Genomic DNA, 18,013 nt, shown 5'->3' on the forward strand with positions numbered 1-18,013 from the left:
CCGGAGGGCGGCCCCGCGGCTCCCCCAGCCTGGCGGCTGGGAGGTGCCCCCATGGTGCGTGCTCTCGGCGTGCCGGCCGAACGCCCTCGTACTGGACGTACTTGGGCGTTTGGTCGGTGCGGCGAGAGTGCGTGCCAGGCGTCGCGGGGCTGGGGGCACCTCCCGGCCGGAGGCTGGGGGAGGGACTTTCCGGACACTGCCTAGCCGGCCGTCAGCGCCCGCAGGATCTCGCGGAGCACCGTGGCGTTGGGGCCGTGCTGGGGGATTTCCAGGAGGGTGCGGTCGTCGGTGCGGACTTCGAGCAGGGAGGCCCGTTCCGGGACCTCGGTGGGCCGGCGGGCTCCGTCGGTGACGTGGCTCAGGCGCAGTTCCAGGGCGGGGTACGCGAACTCCCTGCCGTCGTCGAGGCGGAGCCCGTGCGCGGTCACCGACAGGCCGGCGGACCTTCCGCGTGTGCGGGGGAAGTCGACCGTGTGGCCCGCCCGCAGCGACTCCAGGGCCTCTTCGACCAGGGCCTCCTCAGCCGCGGTACGGACGGCGTTGAAGACCTCCGAAGCGCGTTCGCCGCGGTGATGGGCGAGGGTGAAGCGGCCGGGGCCCCGCGTCGGACGGGGTGAGACGAATGCGCGGCCGCCGTCGAGGAGTACCCCGCCGCGGAACGGCAGCACGCTGCGGACCTCGCCGAAGCGTGACTCGACCAGGCCGCCGTCGAAGACTTCGATCGCCCAACCGACGTGCCACCAGGGCGAGATGAGGTCGAACAACCCGAAGACGCCCCACAGCAGGGCCAGTCCGGCGACCAGCACCAGCAGGCTGCTGGGCCGCCAGCCGTCACCGGGCCGGGCGTCGGCGGCCTCCAGCAGCGCGAACACCAACAGCGCCCCGGCGGCCAGGACGATCACGGCCCACCGCGCGGTCCGCTTCCCCACACCCCCGGCGGAGTTCTCGGCACGGAGTCTCAACTCACCCAAGTCCAGGGGCGGTTCGGCCTCCGGATTCGTCATGCACCCATCATACGAAGCGGCCGCACGCCTCCGGCGCCGGTCACCGAAGGCTGAGGCGGGGGCGGGGCCCGTCGGTGCGGCCGGTGACGGGGCGGCGGCTGCCCGCCCGGTACTGCTCGGGCCAGCGCACGCCCTCTCCGGTGTAGCCCTGCTCGGCGGCGGCGTGCAGCGTCCAGTGCGGGTCGTAGAGGTGGGGGCGGCCGAGGGCGCACAGGTCGGCGCGGCCCGCCAGGATCAGTGAATTGACGTCGTCCCAGGAGGAGATGGCGCCGACGGCGATCACCGGGACACCGGTTTCGTTGCGGATGCGATCGGCGAACGGGGTCTGGTAGGAGCGGCCGTACTCGGGGCGCTCCTCGGCGACGACCTGGCCGGTGGAGACGTCCACGGCGTCCGCTCCGTGGGCGGCGAAGGCGCGGGCGCAGGCCTCGGCGTCCTCGCCGGTGGTGCCGCCCTCGGCCCAGTCGGTGGCGGAGACACGTACCGTCATCGGCCGGTCCTCGGGCCAGACGGCGCGTACCGCGTCGAAGACCTCCAGGGGGAAGCGCAGACGTCCGGTGAGCGAGCCGCCGTAGGCGTCGGTGCGGTGGTTGGTGAGCGGGGAGAGGAAGCTGGACAGCAGATAGCCGTGGGCGCAGTGCAGTTCCAGCAGATCGAAGCCGGCGGTGGCCGCGCGGCGGGCGGCGGCGGTGAACTCCTCGCGTACGGCGGCGAGTTGGCCCACGGTGAGGGCGGCCGGGGTCTGGCTGTGCGGGGTGTAGGGCAGGGGTGAGGGGGCGAGCAGGGGCCAGTTGCCTTCCGGCAGCGGCTCGTCCATGCCCTCCCATATCAGCCGGGTGGAGCCCTTGCGTCCGGAGTGGCCGAGCTGCACCCCGAGGGCGGTGCCGGGCGCGCTACGGTGCACGAAGTCGGCGATCCGGGCCCAGGCCGCGCCCTGCTCGTCGGTCCACAGCCCGGTGCAGCCGGGGGTGATACGGCCCTCGGGGCTGACGCACACCATCTCCGTCATCACCAGCCCGGCGCCGCCCAGGGCCCGGGCGCCGAGGTGGACCAGGTGGAAGTCGCCGGGCAGCCCATCGCGCGCCGCGTACATGTCCATCGGGGAGCAGACCACGCGGTTACGCAGGGTGAGGCCGCGCAGCCGGAACGGGGTGAACATCGGCGGGGTGTCCGGCGGGCAGCCGAACTCCCGCTCCACCGCGGCGGTGAACCCGGCGTCCCGCAGCCGCAGATTGCCGTGGGTGACCCGGCGGCTGCGGGTGAGGAGGTTGAACGCGAACTGCCGGGGCGGCTGGCCGGTGTAGCGGGCGAGGTCCTCGAACCAGTGCAGGCTGGCCCCGGCGGCGCGCTGGGTGGACGCCACCACGGGCTGCCGCTCCGCCTGGTAGGCGGCGAGCGCCGAGGGCAGGTCGGACTGCTCGTGCAGGCAGGCGGTGAGGGCGAGGGCGTCCTCCACGGCGAGCTTGGTGCCGGAGCCGATGGAGAAGTGCGCGGTGTGCGCGGCGTCCCCGAGCAGCACCGTGTTCCCGTGCCACCAGCGCTCGTTGACGACGGTGTGGAAGGTGGTCCACACGGACCGGTTGCCACGCAGCGGCCGCCCGCCGAGCGCGTCCGCGAACAGCTTGGCGCACCGCTCCACGGCCCCCGCCTCGTCCGGTACGTCGAGTCCGGCGGCCCGCCACACCTCCTCCCGCATCTCCACGATGACGGTGGACGCCGCCCGATCGCCCGCGGCGTAGGGGTAGCCGTGCAGTTGCATCACGCCGTACGGGGTCTCGGCGATCTCGAAGCGGAAGGCGTCGAAGGCGAAGTCGGCGGCGAGCCAGATGTAGCGGCAGCGGTGCGGGGTGAGGCTCGGCCGGAAGACCTCGGCGCCGGCCCGGCGGGTGAGGCTGTGGACTCCGTCGGCGGCGATCACCAGGTCGTGGGCGGCGGCGAGCCGGTCGGCGGGCGGTGCCTCGGTACCGAACCGGAGCCGCACCCCGAGGTCCCGGCAGCGCCGCTGGAGCAGGGCGAGCAGCCGGCGGCGCCCGAGGGCGGCGAAGCCATGGCCGCCGGAGCGCTGCCGCCGGCCGCGGTGCACGATCTCGATGTCGTCCCAGCGCACGAACTCGGCCTGCATCGCGGCGTATACGTCCGGGTCGGCGCTCTCGATACCGCCGAGGGTCTCGTCGGAGAGGACCACTCCGAAGCCGAAGGTGTCGTCGGGGGCGTTCCGCTCGAAGACGGTGATCTCCCGGGCCGGGTCCAGGCGTTTGAGCAGGGCGGCGGCGTAGAGCCCGCCGGGGCCGCCGCCGATGACGGCGATCCGGCGGACCTGCGCCCCGCCGGGCACGGTCACCGCCCCTGCCACTTCGGGGGCCGCTTCTCGGTGAACGCGGCGTGGAACTCGGCGTAGTCGGCGCCGTTCATCAGCAACGCCTGGGTGTTGGCGTCGAGTTCGACGGCGGCGGCGAGCGGCATGTCGAGTTCGGCGGTGAGCAGCGCCTTGGTCTGGGCGTGGGCGAGGGCAGGCCCCTCGGCGAGGCGGCGGGCGAGGGCACCGGCGGCCTCGTCGGCGCCGCCCTCCTCGGTGAGCCGGGAGATCAGGCCGATGCGTTCGGCTTCCGCGGCGTGTACCGGCTCGCCCAGCATCAGCAGTCTGGTGGCGTGGCCGAGGCCGACCACCCGGGGCAGCAGATAGGCGGCGCCCATATCGCCGCCCGAGAGCCCGACGCGGGTGAAGAGGAAGGCGAAGCGCGCGGTGGGGTCGGCCACCCGGAAGTCGGCGGCCAGCGCGAGCACCGCGCCCGCACCCGCGGCCACCCCGTGCACCGCGGCGATCACCGGGAAGGGGCACTCCCGCACGGCGCGCACCACCTGCCCGGTCATCCGGTTGAAGTCGAGGAGCTGGGCGGTGTCCATGGCGAGGGTGGCGCCGATGATGGTGTCGACATCGCCGCCGGAGCAGAAACCGCGGCCCTCCCCGGCCAGCACCAGGGCGCGGACCTCGCGTTCCCGGGCCAGTTGGGCGAGGAGGTCCCGCAGGTCGGCGTAGGCGCCGAAGGTCAGCGCGTTGAGTCGTTCCGGCCGGGCGAGGGTGACGGTGGCGACCCCGTCGTCGAGGCTCAGCCCGAGGTGCTCCCACTCCTGGGTGCGGGCGGCGGATCCGGTGAAGGGGCTCATCTGTCGCGGCCTCCTGGAGGGCGGGGGCGGTACGGTCCGCCGCCGGCCGGCTCCCGCGGCCGACGGGCCACGCCCTCGAAGCTATCACCGCTTCCTGACCGCCGTCACGGGTACGCGATACCGGCGGCGGCCTCCCAGGGGCCTTTGGTCCCGCCCGGCGCCGACCGCGGCCCCTGCCGGGGCGCCCCGTACCATGCGTACGGTTGACGCAGGACCGCCCGCCTGCCAGCCCCGATCGGACTGACCCGTGCACGAGATCCCGACTCCCGCCGCCTGGCGGATCACGCTGCCGCACACCGTGGCGGCGGTACCGGTGGCCCGCGCACTGATCAGGTCGGCGCTCGACGGGTACGGGCACCTCGCCGATCCGGACACCGCCGAACTGCTCACCGCGGAGCTGGTCGCCAACGCGGTGGAGCACACCGCGGGCCGGGGCCCGATCGAGCTGGTGGTGGAGGTACTGCCGACGCGCTGCCAGGTCGAGGTGCACGATCCGGACCCGCGGCCACCGGGCGACCTCACCGCCCCCGGCCTCCACGAGATGCCCGACCCCTGGCAGGAGGGCGGCCGCGGCCTGCTCCTGATCCGCACCCTCAGCTCATCCTGCGGCCACCGCCCCACCGACTCCGGCAAGGCCGTCTGGTTCACCCTGCCCGTGGTGCCCCCACAACGAATGCCCAAGCGCCGCACGGCTTAGGGGGCGTCGTTCGGATCTCCGTGGTGTCAGGCCGCGGGGCCCGCGCCGGCGAGGGTAGCGACCAGGACCGCCTTGATGGTGTGCAGCCGGTTCTCCGCCTCGTCGAAGACCACCGAGTGCGCCGACTCGAAGACCTCGTCGGTGACCTCCAGCGACTCCAGGCCGTGCCGCTCGAAGACACCGCGCCCTACCTCGGTACCGAGATCGTGGAACGCGGGCAGGCAGTGCAGGAACCTCACCTCCGGATTCCCGGTGGCCCGCAGCACGTCCATGGTGACCGCGTAGGGGCCGAGGGCGGCGATCCGCTCGTCCCAGACCTCCTTGGGCTCCCCCATGGACACCCAGACATCGGTGGCGACGAAGTCCGCGCCCCGCACCCCTTCCCCCAGGTCCTCGGTGAGCGTGACACGCGCCCCGCTCCCCGCGGCCAACTCCCGTGCCCGCGCCACCACTTCCTCCTGCGGCCAGTAGGCGCGGGGCGCCACGATCCGTACGTCCATCCCGAGCAGGGCGCCGGTGACCAGGTAGGAGTTGCCCATGTTGAAGCGGGCGTCGCCGAGGTAGGCGAGGGCGACGGAGTCCAGCGGTCTGGCGGTGTGCTCGGTCATGGTGAGCACATCGGCCAGCATCTGGGTGGGGTGCCAGTCGTCGGTGAGGCCGTTGTACACGGGGACACCGGCGTACTCGGCCAGCTCCTCCACCTGCTGCTGGGCGGAGCCCCGGTACTCGATGGCGTCGAACATCCGGCCCAGCACGCGGGCGGTGTCCTTCACCGACTCCTTGTGCCCCATCTGGGAGCCGCTGGGGTCCAGGTAGGTGGTGGCGGCGCCCTGGTCGGCGGCGGCCACCTCGAAGGCACAGCGGGTGCGGGTGGAGGTCTTCTCGAAGATCAGGGCGATGTTCCGGCCCCGCAGATACGCCGTCTCGCGCCCGGCCCGCTTGGCCGCCTTCAGCTCGGCGGCCAGCTCGATCAGGCCTCGGAACTCGGCCGCGGTGAAGTCCAGCTCCTTGAGGAAGTGCCGGCCTGCCAGCTCGTTGGGGACAGTCGCCATGGACGCGCTCCTGGGGTGCGGATACGAGGACGATGGAAGTCTATACAGTTAATGGCATTTATATACAGCCCCCTTGTCCGGGTCGACGCCGGTTGCGATGCGATGGTGATGCGGAGGGTGATGCAGGTTGCGATGTCGGTCGTGGTGGCGTTCCGGTCGTGGTGGCGGCCGTTCGGTACACCCCCGGCGTTCCGTGAGGCGCTTCCCGCCCGCGCGGACTCTGGCCCTCCGGAAGACTCAGGCCCCCGGGACCGGGTCCCGCTCGACCGGGCAGCTCATACAGCGCGGGCCGCCCCTCCCCCGCCCCAGTTCGCTGCCCGGGATCTCGATGACCTCGATGCCCTGCTTGCGCAGATGGGTGTTGGTGGTGGCGTTGCGCTCATAGGCGACCACCACGCCCGGCTCCACCGCCAGCACATTGCACCCGTCGTCCCACTGCTCGCGCTCCGCCGCGTGCACATCCTGCGTGGCCGTCAGCACCCGGATCTCGCTCAGCCCCAGCGCCGCCGCGATGGCCCGGTGCATATGCTCCGGCGGATGGTCGGTGACCTTCAACTCCGTGCCGTCACCGCCCGGTTCGATGGTGTACGAGCGCAACATGCCGAGCCCCGCGTACTGGGTGAAGGTGTCGCCGTCGACCATCGTCATCACGGTGTCCAGATGCATCAGCGCGCGCTTCTTCGGCATGTCCAGTGCCACGATGGTGCGGGCCGAACCGGCGGCGAAGAGCTTGTGCGCCAGCATCTCCACGGCCTGCGGCGTGGTCCGCTCGCTCATCCCGATGAGCACCGCGCCCCGCCCGATGACCAGGACGTCGCCGCCCTCGATGGTGGACGGATAATCCGCCTGCCCCTGCGACCAGGTGTGGAAGGGGCCCGCGGAATCCGCGTGGAAGAGCGGGTGGTGCTGGTAGATCGCCTCGAAGTGGACGGTCTCCCGCTGCCTGGCCGGCCAGCGCATCGCGTTGATGGAGACACCGTCGTAGATCCAGGCCGAGGTGTCCCGGGTGAAGAGGTGGTTGGGCAGCGGGCGCAGCAGGAAGTCGTCCAGTTCCATGGCGTGGAAGCGCACCGAGACGGGCTCCGGGTACCGCTCCAGGAACTCCCGTTTCGTCATCCCGCCGACCAGCGCCTCGGCCAACTCCCCCGCCGTCTGCCCCTCGAACGCAGCCCGCAGTGCGTCGGTGGCCAGCGGCCCGTACTCCTTCTCGTCGAAGACCCGGTCCAGGACGAGGGTGCGGGCGGCCGGGACGCTGAGGGTCTCGGTGAGCAGATCGCCGAAGAGGTGCACGGTCACACCGCGGTCGCGCAGTACGTCCGCGAAGCCGTCGTGCTCCTGGCGGGCGCGCCGCACCCACAGCACATCGTCGAAGAGCAGTGCGTCCTTGTTGCTCGGCGTGAGGCGTTTCAGCTCCATATCGGGGCGGTGCAGTATGACGCGGCGCAGGCGCCCGGTCTCGGAGTCGACGTGGAATCCCATGCCCCCATCTTTCCCCGCCCGCACCACTTCCGACCGGACTTCCCGAGGTCCGGCGGCTCGGGAGGCGGTCGGGGGTGGGACCGGTCATGACCCGCTCTCCGTTTGCAAGGGCTTGTCGTGCCAGCGCCAGCCGGCGGTCCCGTCGCCGTGGACGCGCAGCAGGAACTCGGCGACCGGACCCGCCCTCGGGGAACGTCCCGGACCCGCCCTCGGGGAACGTCATGGTGAGCGCACCGCGGATCCGCTCACGGCAGACGTCGACCGGCTCCCAGTCCTCCTCCTCGACAGCCCGCTCCTGCTCCACGAAGACCGACCGGGACTCCGCGAGGCGAAGGAAGCCTCTCGACCACCGCCCGGACCCACGACATGACGCCGATCCCGACTGACAGCCAGGGCGCGGGAGGGCGGGCGGGTCACGAGACGGAGCGAGGGCCGCGTCAGCCGACGCGCCGCGCACCTCGCCCCGTCGCCATCTCCCTTGCCACGCCCCGCCGTTCCCGGCCAGGGTACGCCCGGACGGTGGCCCCTGCCTAGCCCGCGAGTTGCGACTGCACCTTGGAGGAGATCAGCTCCAGGTGGTCCAGATCGTCCAGGTCGAGGATCTGGAGGTAGATCCGCTGCGCACCGGCCTCGGTGAACTGCCCGATACGGTCGACCACTTCGGCCGGGGAACCGGCCAGCCCGTTGGCCTTCAGCTCCTCCACGTCCCGGCCGATGGCGGCGGCCCGGCGCGCCACCTCCGCGTCATCGGCGCCGACACAGGCGACGAGCGCGTTGGAGTACACCAGGTCGTCCCCCTTGCGTCCGGCCTGCTCGGCGGCGTCCCGGACCCGGCCGAACTGGCGCCGGGTGTCCTCCACCGAGGCGAACGGGATGTTGAACTCGTCGGCATAGCGGGCGGCGAGGCGCGGGGTGCGGGTGGCCCCGTGCCCGCCGACCAGGACCGGCACCTTCCGCTGGGCGGGCTTGGGCAGTGCGGGCGAACCAGCCAACTGGTAGTAAGTGCCGTCGTAGTCGAAGGTCTTGCCGATCTCGGTGTCCCAGAGGCCGGTGACGATGGCGAGTTGCTCCTCCAGCCGCCCGAACTTCTCCTTGGGGAAGGGGATGCCGTACGCCGTGTGCTCCTCCTCGAACCAGCCTGCGCCGAGGCCGAGTTCGACCCGGCCGCCGGACATCTGGTCGACCTGGGCCACCTGGATGGCGAGGATGCCGGGGAGGCGGAAGGTTCCTGCGGTCATCAGGGTGCCGAGGCGGATCCGCTGGGTCTCACGGGCCAGTCCGGCAAGGGTGATCCAGGCGTCGGTGGGACCCGGCAGCCCGTCGGACGAGCCCATGCTGAGGTAGTGGTCGGAACGGAAGAAGGCGTCGAATCCAAGGTCTTCCGTGGCCTTGGCCACGGTGAGCAGTGTCTGGTAGCTCGCCCCCTGCTGGGGCTCGGTGAAAATACGAAGGTCCATACCCTCCATCCTGCCTGGTCCCGATGTCATGAGGTGCCTGCCGCGCGGTCCGGCTCGGGCAGGTGGGCCTCGCGGTCGGTCAGCTTGCGCACCATCTCCAGGATGCGGTCCCGCGACTCGTCAGCCGCGTCGATCGCCTCCATGCACTGCCAGTACACCCCGTCCGCCCCGGCCGAACAGGCAAGCCCGACAAGGGCGATGCCGACCTCGCCGAGCAGCGCGCTGAGGTCGAGCAGCGCGGCACGGGCATCTCCGATACGAGTGAGACGGGCGGCTCTGATGCCCTCCCGGCCGAGCCTGGGCGGACCCAGCGCACCGCAGCCGCGGACGCCGATCTCGCTGAGGCCGATCGCCTCGCCCCGTAATTCCGGTGGGCCGCCCACCGCCATCCTGCTGCCGACCGCCTGCGCCAGAGCCTGCGCCTGCCAGGCCTCGGTCATCACAGCGACCGGCTCCTGCCGATCCTCAAGTGCGTGCCTGCTCTGGTCGATGAGCCGCATCACGTCCATCTGTCGCCCCCGTCTTCCGGGACGCGCCTGCCTCGCGTCCTCCCGAACTCCCTTGCCCACTACCCAGAGTGAGGGTGTTCGGCGCGAAAAGCCAGAGGAAAACAGAAATCTGTGGACAGACAAGCGATTGTGGACAAGGTCATCACTCCGGAGAGTGACGAACTGGCTTTGGTCACCGCGGGTCTGACACCGTGCCGGGGGTGGGGAAGCGGGTCTCGTTGCGGTCGATCTTGGCGTCCAGAGCGGCCAGCGGATCGATACCGAGCACGGTGCAGAACTGGAGCAGATAGGCGAGGACATCGGCCACCTCGTCGGTGACCCGGTGCGCACCGTCCGGGTCGGACATGACCGCGGCGGACTGCTCCGGGGTCAACCACTGGAAGATCTCCAGGAGTTCGGCGGCCTCCACACTGAGCGCGGCGGCAAGATTCTTGGGGGTGTGGAAGGGGCCCCAGTCCCGCGCCGCGGCGAACTCCGCCAGCCGCCGCTGGAGTTCGCCCACCCCCGGCGCCTCCCGCCCGGCCTCCTCGCGGTCGGTGCCTCCGGTGTCCTCGCTGCGCTCGCCGCGCCCGGTGTCTTCGCTCACCCGGCCAGGTCTACCACCGTGGGGACGAGCGCCGCCGGGCCGGTCCCGGTGGGCAGGGGCGGTGGCTGGCGTACCGCGGCGAGCAGGCGGATGTGGCCGCGGCGGCACATCTCGGCGGCGAGTTCGGTGAGTCCGGCTGCCTGGCGGGGATCGAGCGGACGGTCGAAGCCGTCGGCGAGCACGGTGAGGGCCTGGAGCGCGGACGGCACCTCGGCCACCGGGTCCACCTCCAGCACCCCGGGCCCGGTGAGCAGCACCAGGGCGAGCGCCAGCCGGTGCAACTCGCCCTCGCCCAGCCGCTCCAGCGGTGTGCGCACCCCGTCGCCGCGGTCCAGCACGGCGCGCACGGTGCCGTCGGCCAGGTCCTCGGTGTACAGGTCGTCCACCCGTCCCGGGCAGCCCTCGCGGACCGCGGCGACCAGGCGGGCGTGCCGGTGGGTGCACTCGGTGCGGGTGCGGCGCAGGACCTCGGCGAGGTTGCGGCAGTCACCGAGCAGGCGGCCGGGGCCGAGGGGCATGGGCGCGCGCATCGCGGCCGGCCGCGGGTCGCAGGCGAAGACGGGCCGCAGGGCGAGCAGGACCTGTTCGGCGGCGGCGAGCACCCTGCGCTGCCCCGCGGTACGACCCGCCACCCGCAGCGGCAGCAGTGCGGTGCCGAGCCGGTCGTCGGGGAGGGGGGCCAGTGCGGTGGGGGTGTCGCCGGCCGGATGCCACTCGGCCTGCACGGTGCGCAGCCGCGGCTCTCGCAGTGCGGTCCGTAGCAACGGGGCGCCGCCGACGGAGAGTTGCTCGCCGACGATACGCAGTTCGGGTTCGGCCTGGACGGCGAGGTCGAGGCGGACGTGGCCCGCGGGGCCGTCCGCGGTGCAGCCGAGGCGGAAGCCGCGGCGCCGCTGGGCGTCGGGGCGGGCGCGCTCGGGGATGCAGCCGGCCGGGTCGGGGAAGGCCTCGGCGAGTTCGGCGCCGGAGGCGAGGCGGGACAGCGCCTCGTAGGCGCGCAGGGCGCTGCTCTTGCCGCTGCCGCTGGGTCCGGTGAGCAGGGTGAGCGGGCCGAGCGGCATGGTGGTGCCGCGGTGTCCGGCGTAGGCGGGGAGGCGCAGTTCGGTGACGGCGGGCCGGGCGGGGTCCGGGAGGGTGCGGGCGGGCGGGACGGGAGCCGGGCGCAGCGCGGTCGCGGCAGGACGGTCGGTCATGGCTGGACGGTAGGGAACCGCGGCTCGGGCGAAACGTTTTAGCACTGTCCGGTTCGCACCATCGGGGACCGCGGCCCCGCCCCGGTTGATCTTCCCGTCAGCGCCGGTCCGCGAGGATCACCACTACGGTGCGGGCCCGGCTCTGGCGGCCACCGCCCCCCATCGGCTACGGCGGCCCCGGCCGACCCGGCCCGGTCCGGGCGAAGCCACCGCCTCCGCTCACACCGCGTCCGCGACCAGCCCGCGGACCTCGGTGCCGGGAGGGGCGAGGAGGAAGACATTGCGGTCGACGCGGTGCATCGCGCTGCCGAGGCCGAAGACGACACCGCTGGCGAAGTCCAGTACCCGCTTGGCGACTTCGCTCTCCGCGCCGGTGAGGTCAAGCAGCACCGGCACCGACGCCATCAGGGTCTCGGCGACCTCGCGGGCGTCGGAGAAGACCTCCACCCGCAGCACCACGAAGCGGCGCCGTGTCTCCGTCTCGTCCTCGGGTGCGATCGCCCGGTGCCCGGGCCAGGACGGCCAGGCGTCGTGCCCGCGCAAGGGCACCACCTGGGCCAGTCCCTCCCACTGCCGGTCGGTCACGTCGGTCTCGTCGCGGCCGCTCACTGCCCCCACCCCGTCCGGGCTCGTGCTCCATGTCCTCACCGGCCCATTCTTACGCGATCTCACCCGTTCGGCTCAACGCGACACGGGTCCGCCGTCCTTGGACCGTCGGCGGGCGCCCCCCTCACCGCACATCGCGGGCATGGGAACGGCCGGGCCGGAGACCCTGTCAGGTCCGGCCCGGCCGCGGCGTTCGGCTTCCGAGCACGCGCCGGCGAACGGGAGTCCGGCGCGGGTGCCCCCGCCTATGAGCTGCCCGCGCTCTCCCCGCCGGTTTCCGGCGACTGCGGGACCAGGCGGTCCCGCTGGGCCCGCAGTGCCAGCACATCGCCGATGAACAGGTCGTAGACGATCACTCCGACCAGGCCGCCGACCAGCGGACCCACGATGGGGACCCAGAAGTACCAACTGAACGCGCCCGGTTGGGAGCCCGGTAGGGCGAGATCACCCCAGCCGGCGAAGAAGGTGAAGAGCCGCGGCCCGAAGTCACGGGCCGGGTTGATGGCGTACCCGGCGTTGGCGCCGAAGGACAGGCCGATCGCGCCGACTCCGAGGCCGATGATCAGCGGGCCTAGTTTGGCCGTGACGGCCGCGTTCCGAAGGTCGATCACCGCGACCACGATCATCACCAGCAGCGCGGTGCCCACGATCTGGTCGACCAGCGGCCCCCAGTACCCGCCGCCGAAGTAGGGCGCAGGGAAGGTACCGAAGATCGAGAACGAGGCGAGGGTGTGCCCGTGTGTCTTGGGCCCCTTCATCACCGAGTCGAAGGCGCTGATCGCATCGTGGTAGACGCCGTACACCAGCGCCGCGCCGACGAAGGCACCGGCGAGCTGCGACCCCCAGTACGGCAGGACCTTGCGCCAGGGGAAGCCGCGGCGGGCGGCGAAGGCGAGGGTGACCGCCGGGTTGATGTGCGCGCCGCTCACGCCGCCGGCCACATAGATGCCGAAGGTCACGGCGAAGGCCCAGCCCCATCCGATGAGGAGCCAGTCTCCCGCGCTGATGAAGAAGGTGGTGGGACTCAGGGTGCGGCCGGAGCCGGGGAGTCCGGCGACGGCCATCGCGACGACGCCGCAACCGAAGGCGATCAGAACGAGAGTGCCGAGGAACTCCGCCAGGCACTCCCCTCCTAGTCCGCCGCGGCGTTTCAGCGGTGATCCCTTGACAAGTAGCTTGATGTCCATGGCCATATGTGCGCTCCGGGGGCTGAGGTTCCTCCCGTCGTAACCCGCCCCCATACCCCCCGCAACCGGACTCCGCCCTGCTCCGGGCCGTCTGGGAGCGGGCTCCCGCAGGCCCTCGGGCGGTCTCGTCTGCACCGTTCCCGGGATGCGCGGCGGCGTTCAGGACGTCTTCCCGACGACCCGCCAGAAGGTGGAACGGCGGCTCGGCCGGGACTGTCGCTAGACCGACCCGAGCAGGGTCGCCGCGGCTTGGCGGGCGTGGTGGGCCGGGGACGGGTCGGCGTCGATGCCGGCGGTCACCATGGCGCCCTCGGCGAGCAGGTGGACCCCGTCCGCGACGGGCAGCCCCGTGGCCTCGGCCCACCTCGCGATCTGCGCGCGGAAGGCCCGCTTGTGCGCGCGGACCTCGGCCAGTACCGCCGCCGAGGAGGGGCCGAGTTCGCCGTGGGCGTTGATCCAGGCGCAGCCCCGGAAGCCGGGCTCGGCGAACCACTCGGCGAGCCAGCCGAAGACGGCGAGCACCCGCTCGCGGGTCCGCGGCCTGCTCCACCTGGGCGGCCAGCCTTCCGCCGGCGCTGGTCGCGCCGCCGGAGCACGGAGACCACCAGCTCCTCCTTGCCCGCGAAGAACCGGTAGATCCGCTTCAGCGGCAGCCGGGACGCCGTGCGGACCTCGTCCATCCCGACCGCCCGCCCTCGTACTGGACGTACTTGGGCGTTTGGCCGGTGTGGCGAGTGGGGGCACCTCCCAGCGGTGGCTGGGGGAGCGTGCCAGGGCACGCGACGCCACGGAGATCCACACGACACGGCCTAGTTGGGGCGCGGTTTGATGGTGAGGCCGGGGCGGCGGCGGTGGACGGTGAGGTAGGAGAGGCCGTCGGGGCCGGCCCGCAGGGCGCGGCGGGAGCCGTGCGGGAGCCAGAGGAGGGCGCCCTCGGCGAGTTCCTCGGTGCCGCTGTCGGCGTCCAGGGCGCCGGTGCCGGCGACGACCAGGAAGAGCACATCCAGGTCCGGTTCGGCGTGCGGTTCGACCTGGCGGCCGGGCGGCAAGTGCACCACGTTGGCGTCGAGTTGGCGGCCCGGCTCGGCCAGCCGCCACAGCGCCCCACCCGAGCCCGGGGCGCCCCCGGTCAGCTCCCGTACGTCGGCCAGCCTGCGCGGTACGGCCGCCTCCGCTTCCGCCATGGTGCAACTCCTCCCCAACGGGCGTCCCGGTACCGGCGATACGGGCACCGTGCCCGCCCGGCACCGCACCGCGCGCCGCATTCTCCCCCACCGGCCGGGCCGTCGGCCGCCGCCCGGGCCGGGCGGCGGAGCCGTCGCCGCGGCAGGAGCGGTAAGTCGCAGGAGATTGGCGCAAAGGCGGTGGTGATACGCGGAGTTGGGCAGGAGAAATTCTTAGTGCGGGGGTTTGTGGAGGCGGCTCGGAACGGACCGTCGATTTTCACCCAAGCTCTGTCCGAAAGCAGTCGATCAGGGCTTCGCGGGGTTCCGGGCCATCGACAAGGCTTTCCGGCCGGGATTACCGTCGCGGAATATGACACCCCCTGCAGACCGGCGTATACAGCGCGAGTTGAGTGCCGCCATCAGATCGGGCTGGCACATGGTCGACCTGGTCACGGCGATCCCGAACCCAGGAGACTCCACCGTCACCCGCCTCTTCGGCGAGGTCGTGGTCATCGTGAGAAGCAGAGAGGACGGCGACCTCTACGCGTACCGGTGCCAGCGCAAGCCGCGCGGCGAGCCCCAACTCGTCGAGTGCGCCGTGCGATACGAGATGATCTTCGTGCGGCTGCGTCCGGCGCAGCGGCCCCAGGAGGCCTCGGACGCCAGGGAACTGGCCGGGCTGCCCGGGGCACTTGACCGGGCCGGGCGCTGAGGCGCCGTCGGCCGATGACCGGCAGGCCGTCAGGAGACCATGCGGAAACCGCGGTCCACAGGGATGTTGGCGCCGTTGATGGTGCCCGCGCTCTCCGCGGCCAGGAACTTCACGGTCTCCGCGGCGGCCTGCGCCTGCGGCGAGAACATCGGCGCCAGTACGGCCGCGGACACCTGCTGGTCCCGGAGTTGGCCCTGCGGCGGCTCGCCCCAGGCGGTGCGCCGGGGGGCGGAGACCGTCACCACGTTGCAGGTGATGCCGTACCGGGCCTCCTCGCGGACGACGGTGCTGATGAAGCCGTTGAGCGCGGCCTCGGAGGCGCCGTAGCGGCGCGGCAGTTCGGCGGGGTGCTCGGTGTTGAGGAAGATGACACGGCCGTGGCCGGTCTCGCGCATACCCGCCAGGGCGGCGCGGATCAGGCGGAAGCTGCCGATCAGATGGTTGTCGCAGACGGAGACGAAGCGTTCGTCGGCGGAGCGGAGCATCATGTCGTTGCTGAGGCTGATCGACGCGACCAGCACCTCGACGGGGCCGTGCAGTTCCTCGACGCCGGTCAGCGCCCGCTCCACGTCGGCCGGGCTGGTGACATCACAGGGGAAGGAGAGGGCGGGCACGGCGGGCCTGCTGTCCGTGTAGGTGGCGGCCACCCGGTCACCGTGCTCCTGAAGCGCCGCCGCGATCCCCTGACACGTCTCCCGATGGCCTTCGGTGATGAGCACGGACCGGCCAGATGTGATGCCGGATTCGGAACGCATTGCGAAGTTCCTTACGTCAGTGATGCAACAGACACTGTGCAAATTTCACAGCGACCCTGAGAGTCTGGCGGCTGACGACACGTCTTTCCACGTAAAACCACTGCAGATATCTCCGGGGCCGGGCCGGCCCCGTCGACGGAAACGGGGAAACGGGTGCAGCTCTCGACCGGCGACACCGCCGCACTGAGGAAGCTCCTGGAGGACTGCCGTTCCTCCATCGACCCCGCGACCCTCGGCTACTCGGAGCGTAGCGGTGTCGGCCGCCCCGTGCAGGGGCTGAGCCAGGAGCAGATCGACGAGCTGACCCAGCGCGCCCGCGGAACCTACAGCCGCCTCGTCAACGGCCGCCTGGAACGCCCCAAACCGCAGTACCTGAAGGAACTCGCCGTCCTGCTGCGGATGACCGAGCAGGAGTGGACCCATCTCTACTGGCTGACCCGCCGCGAGTACCCGGCGCCGCTGCACGAGGACGCCGGAATGGTCGTCCCCGCCTCCTGGCACGCGGTCCGCGAGATCCGCGGCGTGATCGCCTATGTCGCCGACGCCGCCTGGAATCTGATCACCTTCAACCGGGAGTTCGAGGCGCTCTTCGAGGGCAACCCCCCGACGAACGTCCTGCACTACATGGCCGTCGACCCGGCCCGCCACCGGATGCTGCTCGACTGGGAGCGGTCCTGGGCGCCGTGGATCTTCCCGCAGTTGCGGCGGGCCGTGCAGGAGCGGCCCGGCGATCCCGAACTGGCCCGCCTGGAGCAGTTGGTGCTGGCCGACCCCAAGGCCGGGCCACTGTACAAGGACACCGGGCTGGTGACGGTGCCGTCCCCGGACGGCGCCCAACGGCCGCTGCACCACCCCGAGTTGGGCGATGGTTTCGTGGACATCTGTAGCGCCGGCCTGGTCAACTCCCCCGGTGCGGCGCTGGCGATACTGGCCTGGCGGCCCGGCCGCGCGGGTGCGCACCGGCGCCGGCACGACCTGCGGGCGCCGCGCACCCTCTGCGGCCCCTGAGCCCCGCCCTGACCATCCCCGCCCCGGCACCACCGGTACTCTCTGCCGCATCGCACACACCGCGCACACATCTCATGCGCACGGCACGCACCGCTCACACACGGCACAACTCCTCACTCTCGTACGAATGTTCAGGAGTTCAGCAAAGACGCAGTCAAATTGCCGTACTTTGATCGAGAGGTTTGCTATCTCGATCACTTTTGGGAGTCTGCCCGTGCCGGCCCACATCACCCGCCCCGCCAGTGTGCTCCCCCGCCACAAGGTCAGCACTCAGGAAATCCTCGACGACATCAGATCCCACCACGCCGACCACCCGCGCCTCGGCGCCATCCTGCGCATCGTCGCCGGAGTCGGTGTGGACACCCGCTACTTCTGCCATCCGCTGGACTCCCCGGTGGTGGCCGGGGACGCCGGGATCACCGAACGCGCCGAGTCCGCCTTCGCCGACGCCCTCCGGATGGGCCAGGACGCCGCCCTGCTCGCCCTCGACACCGCCGGCATCGGACCCGGCGACGTGGACGCGCTGATCACCTCGCACTCCACCTCCTGGGCGGTGCCCGGCCTGGACGTCCACCTCACCAACCGGCTCGGACTGCCGCCCGGCGTACGGCGGTTCGCCATGACCACCCTGGCCTGCGGCGGTGGCGTACAGGCACTGATCCGGGCCGCGGAACTGGCCTGCGCCCGGCCCGGGAGCAAGGTGCTGGTGGTGGTCTCCGAGGTGATCAGCGCCGTCTACAACCACCGCCAGGACTCCATGCAGAGCATGATCTACAAGGCGCTGTTCGGTGACTCGGCCGCCGCCTGCGTGGTCTCCACCGAACGGCACGGGCCCGGCCTCACCGTCGAGCACCCCGTGGGCTCCGACTCCACCCTGGAACTGCTGCTCCCGGACACCACCGACCGCTACCGCGGCCGGATCGACGAGCGCGGGCTGCACTTCGACAGCACCAAGGCCGCGAAGAAGGCCGCCGACGCCTCCATGCCGCATCTGCGGGACTGGCTCTCCGGCGCCTCCCCGGACTTCGCCGTCATCCACCCCGGCAGCCCCGTCATCATCGACGACGTCGCCACCGGCCTGGGCCTGGCACCGGCCGACACCCGGCACTCCAGGGAACTCCTCGCCGAGGAGGGCAACCGCGGCGGCCCCAGCATCCTCGGCATCCTGGAGCGCTTCCACAACACCCCGCCCGCCGACGGCGATTCAGGGGTGGCCGTCGCCTTCAGCCCCGGCTTCGCCGTCTCCGCGCTCCGCGGCACCTGGCGGAACTGACGGCGCCCGGCGCGGAGTCGATGGGCCGGGGCGGAACCTCCAGTGGCCACCCCCGCGGACCGCTGCCCCCTGTCCCGCACCCGGCCTGGCCTGGGGGACTCCCCTGACTCCCCCGGCCCAGGCCGATCGTAGAGCGGACCGCTCGCCAGTTCGAGGATCATCTC

At 72.1% G+C, this 18,013-nt stretch carries 18 protein-coding genes; 4 read left to right on the plus strand and 14 right to left on the minus strand.

Translation table 11 applies throughout. The features are described from left to right. Positions 1-200 precede the first annotated feature (200 nt). The 3 genes from ACFVST_RS15900 to ACFVST_RS15910 are packed head-to-tail and all read right to left on the minus strand — an operon-like array spanning position 201 to position 4,169. Complete coding sequence (locus ACFVST_RS15900) at positions 201-1,004, minus strand: hypothetical protein (protein WP_390151300.1); 804 nt, start codon at positions 1,002-1,004, stop codon at positions 201-203. 40 nt (positions 1,005-1,044) lie between these two features. After that, entirely contained in the window at positions 1,045-3,357 is a 2,313-nt protein-coding gene (locus tag ACFVST_RS15905; protein ID WP_390151303.1) for a bifunctional salicylyl-CoA 5-hydroxylase/oxidoreductase, read from the minus strand. Beyond that, positions 3,342-4,169 carry an enoyl-CoA hydratase family protein gene (locus ACFVST_RS15910; RefSeq protein ID WP_390151306.1) on the minus strand — a complete coding sequence of 276 codons (828 nt, stop codon included), beginning with the start codon at positions 4,167-4,169 and terminating at the stop codon, positions 3,342-3,344. Before ACFVST_RS15910 ends, ACFVST_RS15905 begins: the two co-directional genes overlap by 16 nt. Before the next feature lie 247 nt (positions 4,170-4,416). Between ACFVST_RS15910 and ACFVST_RS15915 the strand changes: the two genes are divergently transcribed. Then, positions 4,417-4,866, plus strand: a complete 450-nt coding sequence (locus ACFVST_RS15915) for an ATP-binding protein (RefSeq protein ID WP_390151309.1) — start codon at positions 4,417-4,419, stop codon at positions 4,864-4,866. A gap of 26 nt (positions 4,867-4,892) precedes the next feature. On the opposite strand, the gene argF is transcribed toward ACFVST_RS15915, so the two are convergent. The 10 genes from argF to ACFVST_RS15965 form a co-directional block, all read right to left on the minus strand. Next, on the minus strand, positions 4,893-5,918 hold the full coding sequence (gene argF, locus ACFVST_RS15920; RefSeq protein ID WP_390151312.1) for an ornithine carbamoyltransferase: 1,026 nt from the start codon (positions 5,916-5,918) through the stop codon (positions 4,893-4,895). A gap of 237 nt (positions 5,919-6,155) precedes the next feature. Beyond that, complete coding sequence (locus ACFVST_RS15925; RefSeq protein ID WP_390151315.1) at positions 6,156-7,397, minus strand: arginine deiminase; 1,242 nt, start codon at positions 7,395-7,397, stop codon at positions 6,156-6,158. Positions 7,398-7,927: 530 nt separating this feature from the next. Further along, positions 7,928-8,854: an LLM class F420-dependent oxidoreductase gene (locus tag ACFVST_RS15930; protein WP_390151318.1), complete on the minus strand. Its 927-nt coding sequence runs from the start codon at positions 8,852-8,854 to the stop codon at positions 7,928-7,930. Between the two features lie 26 nt (positions 8,855-8,880). Further along, complete coding sequence (locus ACFVST_RS15935) at positions 8,881-9,363, minus strand: DUF6099 family protein (protein WP_390151321.1); 483 nt, start codon at positions 9,361-9,363, stop codon at positions 8,881-8,883. Positions 9,364-9,535: 172 nt separating this feature from the next. Further along, on the minus strand, positions 9,536-9,865 hold the full coding sequence (locus ACFVST_RS15940) for a nucleotide pyrophosphohydrolase (RefSeq protein ID WP_390151404.1): 330 nt from the start codon (positions 9,863-9,865) through the stop codon (positions 9,536-9,538). An 80-nt stretch (positions 9,866-9,945) separates the two neighbouring features. Continuing rightward, positions 9,946-11,142 carry an AAA family ATPase gene (locus tag ACFVST_RS15945; RefSeq protein WP_390151324.1) on the minus strand — a complete coding sequence of 399 codons (1,197 nt, stop codon included), beginning with the start codon at positions 11,140-11,142 and terminating at the stop codon, positions 9,946-9,948. A gap of 219 nt (positions 11,143-11,361) precedes the next feature. After that, positions 11,362-11,760 (minus strand): cell division protein SepF, encoded by a 399-nt coding sequence (locus ACFVST_RS15950; RefSeq protein ID WP_390151407.1) that lies wholly within the window; start codon positions 11,758-11,760, stop codon positions 11,362-11,364. Positions 11,761-11,993: 233 nt separating this feature from the next. After that, positions 11,994-12,941: an MIP/aquaporin family protein gene (locus ACFVST_RS15955; protein ID WP_390151327.1), complete on the minus strand. Its 948-nt coding sequence runs from the start codon at positions 12,939-12,941 to the stop codon at positions 11,994-11,996. A 213-nt stretch (positions 12,942-13,154) separates the two neighbouring features. Beyond that, positions 13,155-13,457 carry a hypothetical protein gene (locus ACFVST_RS15960; protein WP_390151330.1) on the minus strand — a complete coding sequence of 101 codons (303 nt, stop codon included), beginning with the start codon at positions 13,455-13,457 and terminating at the stop codon, positions 13,155-13,157. A 287-nt stretch (positions 13,458-13,744) separates the two neighbouring features. Then, positions 13,745-14,119, minus strand: coding sequence for a cupin domain-containing protein (locus tag ACFVST_RS15965; RefSeq protein ID WP_390151332.1), 375 nt, complete (start codon positions 14,117-14,119; stop codon positions 13,745-13,747). 352 nt (positions 14,120-14,471) lie between these two features. Here ACFVST_RS15965 and ACFVST_RS15970 point away from each other — a divergent pair, with 352 nt between their 5' ends. Next, complete coding sequence (locus ACFVST_RS15970; RefSeq protein ID WP_390151335.1) at positions 14,472-14,813, plus strand: (2Fe-2S)-binding protein; 342 nt, start codon at positions 14,472-14,474, stop codon at positions 14,811-14,813. A 29-nt stretch (positions 14,814-14,842) separates the two neighbouring features. Here ACFVST_RS15970 and ACFVST_RS15975 read toward each other — a convergent pair whose 3' ends face one another. Next, positions 14,843-15,568: an SDR family NAD(P)-dependent oxidoreductase gene (locus tag ACFVST_RS15975; RefSeq protein ID WP_390151338.1), complete on the minus strand. Its 726-nt coding sequence runs from the start codon at positions 15,566-15,568 to the stop codon at positions 14,843-14,845. A 153-nt stretch (positions 15,569-15,721) separates the two neighbouring features. Between ACFVST_RS15975 and ACFVST_RS15980 the strand changes: the two genes are divergently transcribed. Both ACFVST_RS15980 and ACFVST_RS15985 read left to right on the plus strand, forming a co-directional pair. Further along, on the plus strand, positions 15,722-16,576 hold the full coding sequence (locus tag ACFVST_RS15980) for a helix-turn-helix domain-containing protein (protein WP_390151341.1): 855 nt from the start codon (positions 15,722-15,724) through the stop codon (positions 16,574-16,576). A gap of 214 nt (positions 16,577-16,790) precedes the next feature. After that, the gene (locus tag ACFVST_RS15985) at positions 16,791-17,849 is read left to right on the plus strand and encodes a PhlD (protein WP_390151344.1); all 1,059 of its coding nucleotides are present in this window, start codon (positions 16,791-16,793) and stop codon (positions 17,847-17,849) included. The last annotated feature ends 164 nt before the right edge of the window (positions 17,850-18,013 follow it).

Origin of the sequence: Streptomyces sp. NPDC058045 (genome assembly GCF_042885635.1) — a bacterium.
In the GTDB taxonomy this organism is placed as follows: domain Bacteria; phylum Actinomycetota; class Actinomycetes; order Streptomycetales; family Streptomycetaceae; genus Streptomyces.

Coding starts and splice junctions, on each gene's coding strand:
- ACFVST_RS15900 (WP_390151300.1), bottom strand. CDS start 1,004: ATGACGAATCCGGAGGCCGAACCGCCCCTGGACTTGGGTGAGTTGAGA.
- ACFVST_RS15910 (WP_390151306.1), bottom strand. CDS start 4,169: ATGAGCCCCTTCACCGGATCCGCCGCCCGCACCCAGGAGTGGGAGCAC.
- argF (WP_390151312.1), bottom strand. CDS start 5,918: ATGGCGACTGTCCCCAACGAGCTGGCAGGCCGGCACTTCCTCAAGGAG.
- ACFVST_RS15925 (WP_390151315.1), bottom strand. CDS start 7,397: ATGGGATTCCACGTCGACTCCGAGACCGGGCGCCTGCGCCGCGTCATA.
- ACFVST_RS15930 (WP_390151318.1), bottom strand. CDS start 8,854: ATGGACCTTCGTATTTTCACCGAGCCCCAGCAGGGGGCGAGCTACCAG.
- ACFVST_RS15935 (WP_390151321.1), bottom strand. CDS start 9,363: ATGGACGTGATGCGGCTCATCGACCAGAGCAGGCACGCACTTGAGGAT.
- ACFVST_RS15945 (WP_390151324.1), bottom strand. CDS start 11,142: ATGACCGACCGTCCTGCCGCGACCGCGCTGCGCCCGGCTCCCGTCCCG.
- ACFVST_RS15955 (WP_390151327.1), bottom strand. CDS start 12,941: ATGGCCATGGACATCAAGCTACTTGTCAAGGGATCACCGCTGAAACGC.
- ACFVST_RS15965 (WP_390151332.1), bottom strand. CDS start 14,119: ATGGCGGAAGCGGAGGCGGCCGTACCGCGCAGGCTGGCCGACGTACGG.
- ACFVST_RS15970 (WP_390151335.1), top strand. CDS start 14,472: ATGACACCCCCTGCAGACCGGCGTATACAGCGCGAGTTGAGTGCCGCC.
- ACFVST_RS15975 (WP_390151338.1), bottom strand. CDS start 15,568: ATGCGTTCCGAATCCGGCATCACATCTGGCCGGTCCGTGCTCATCACC.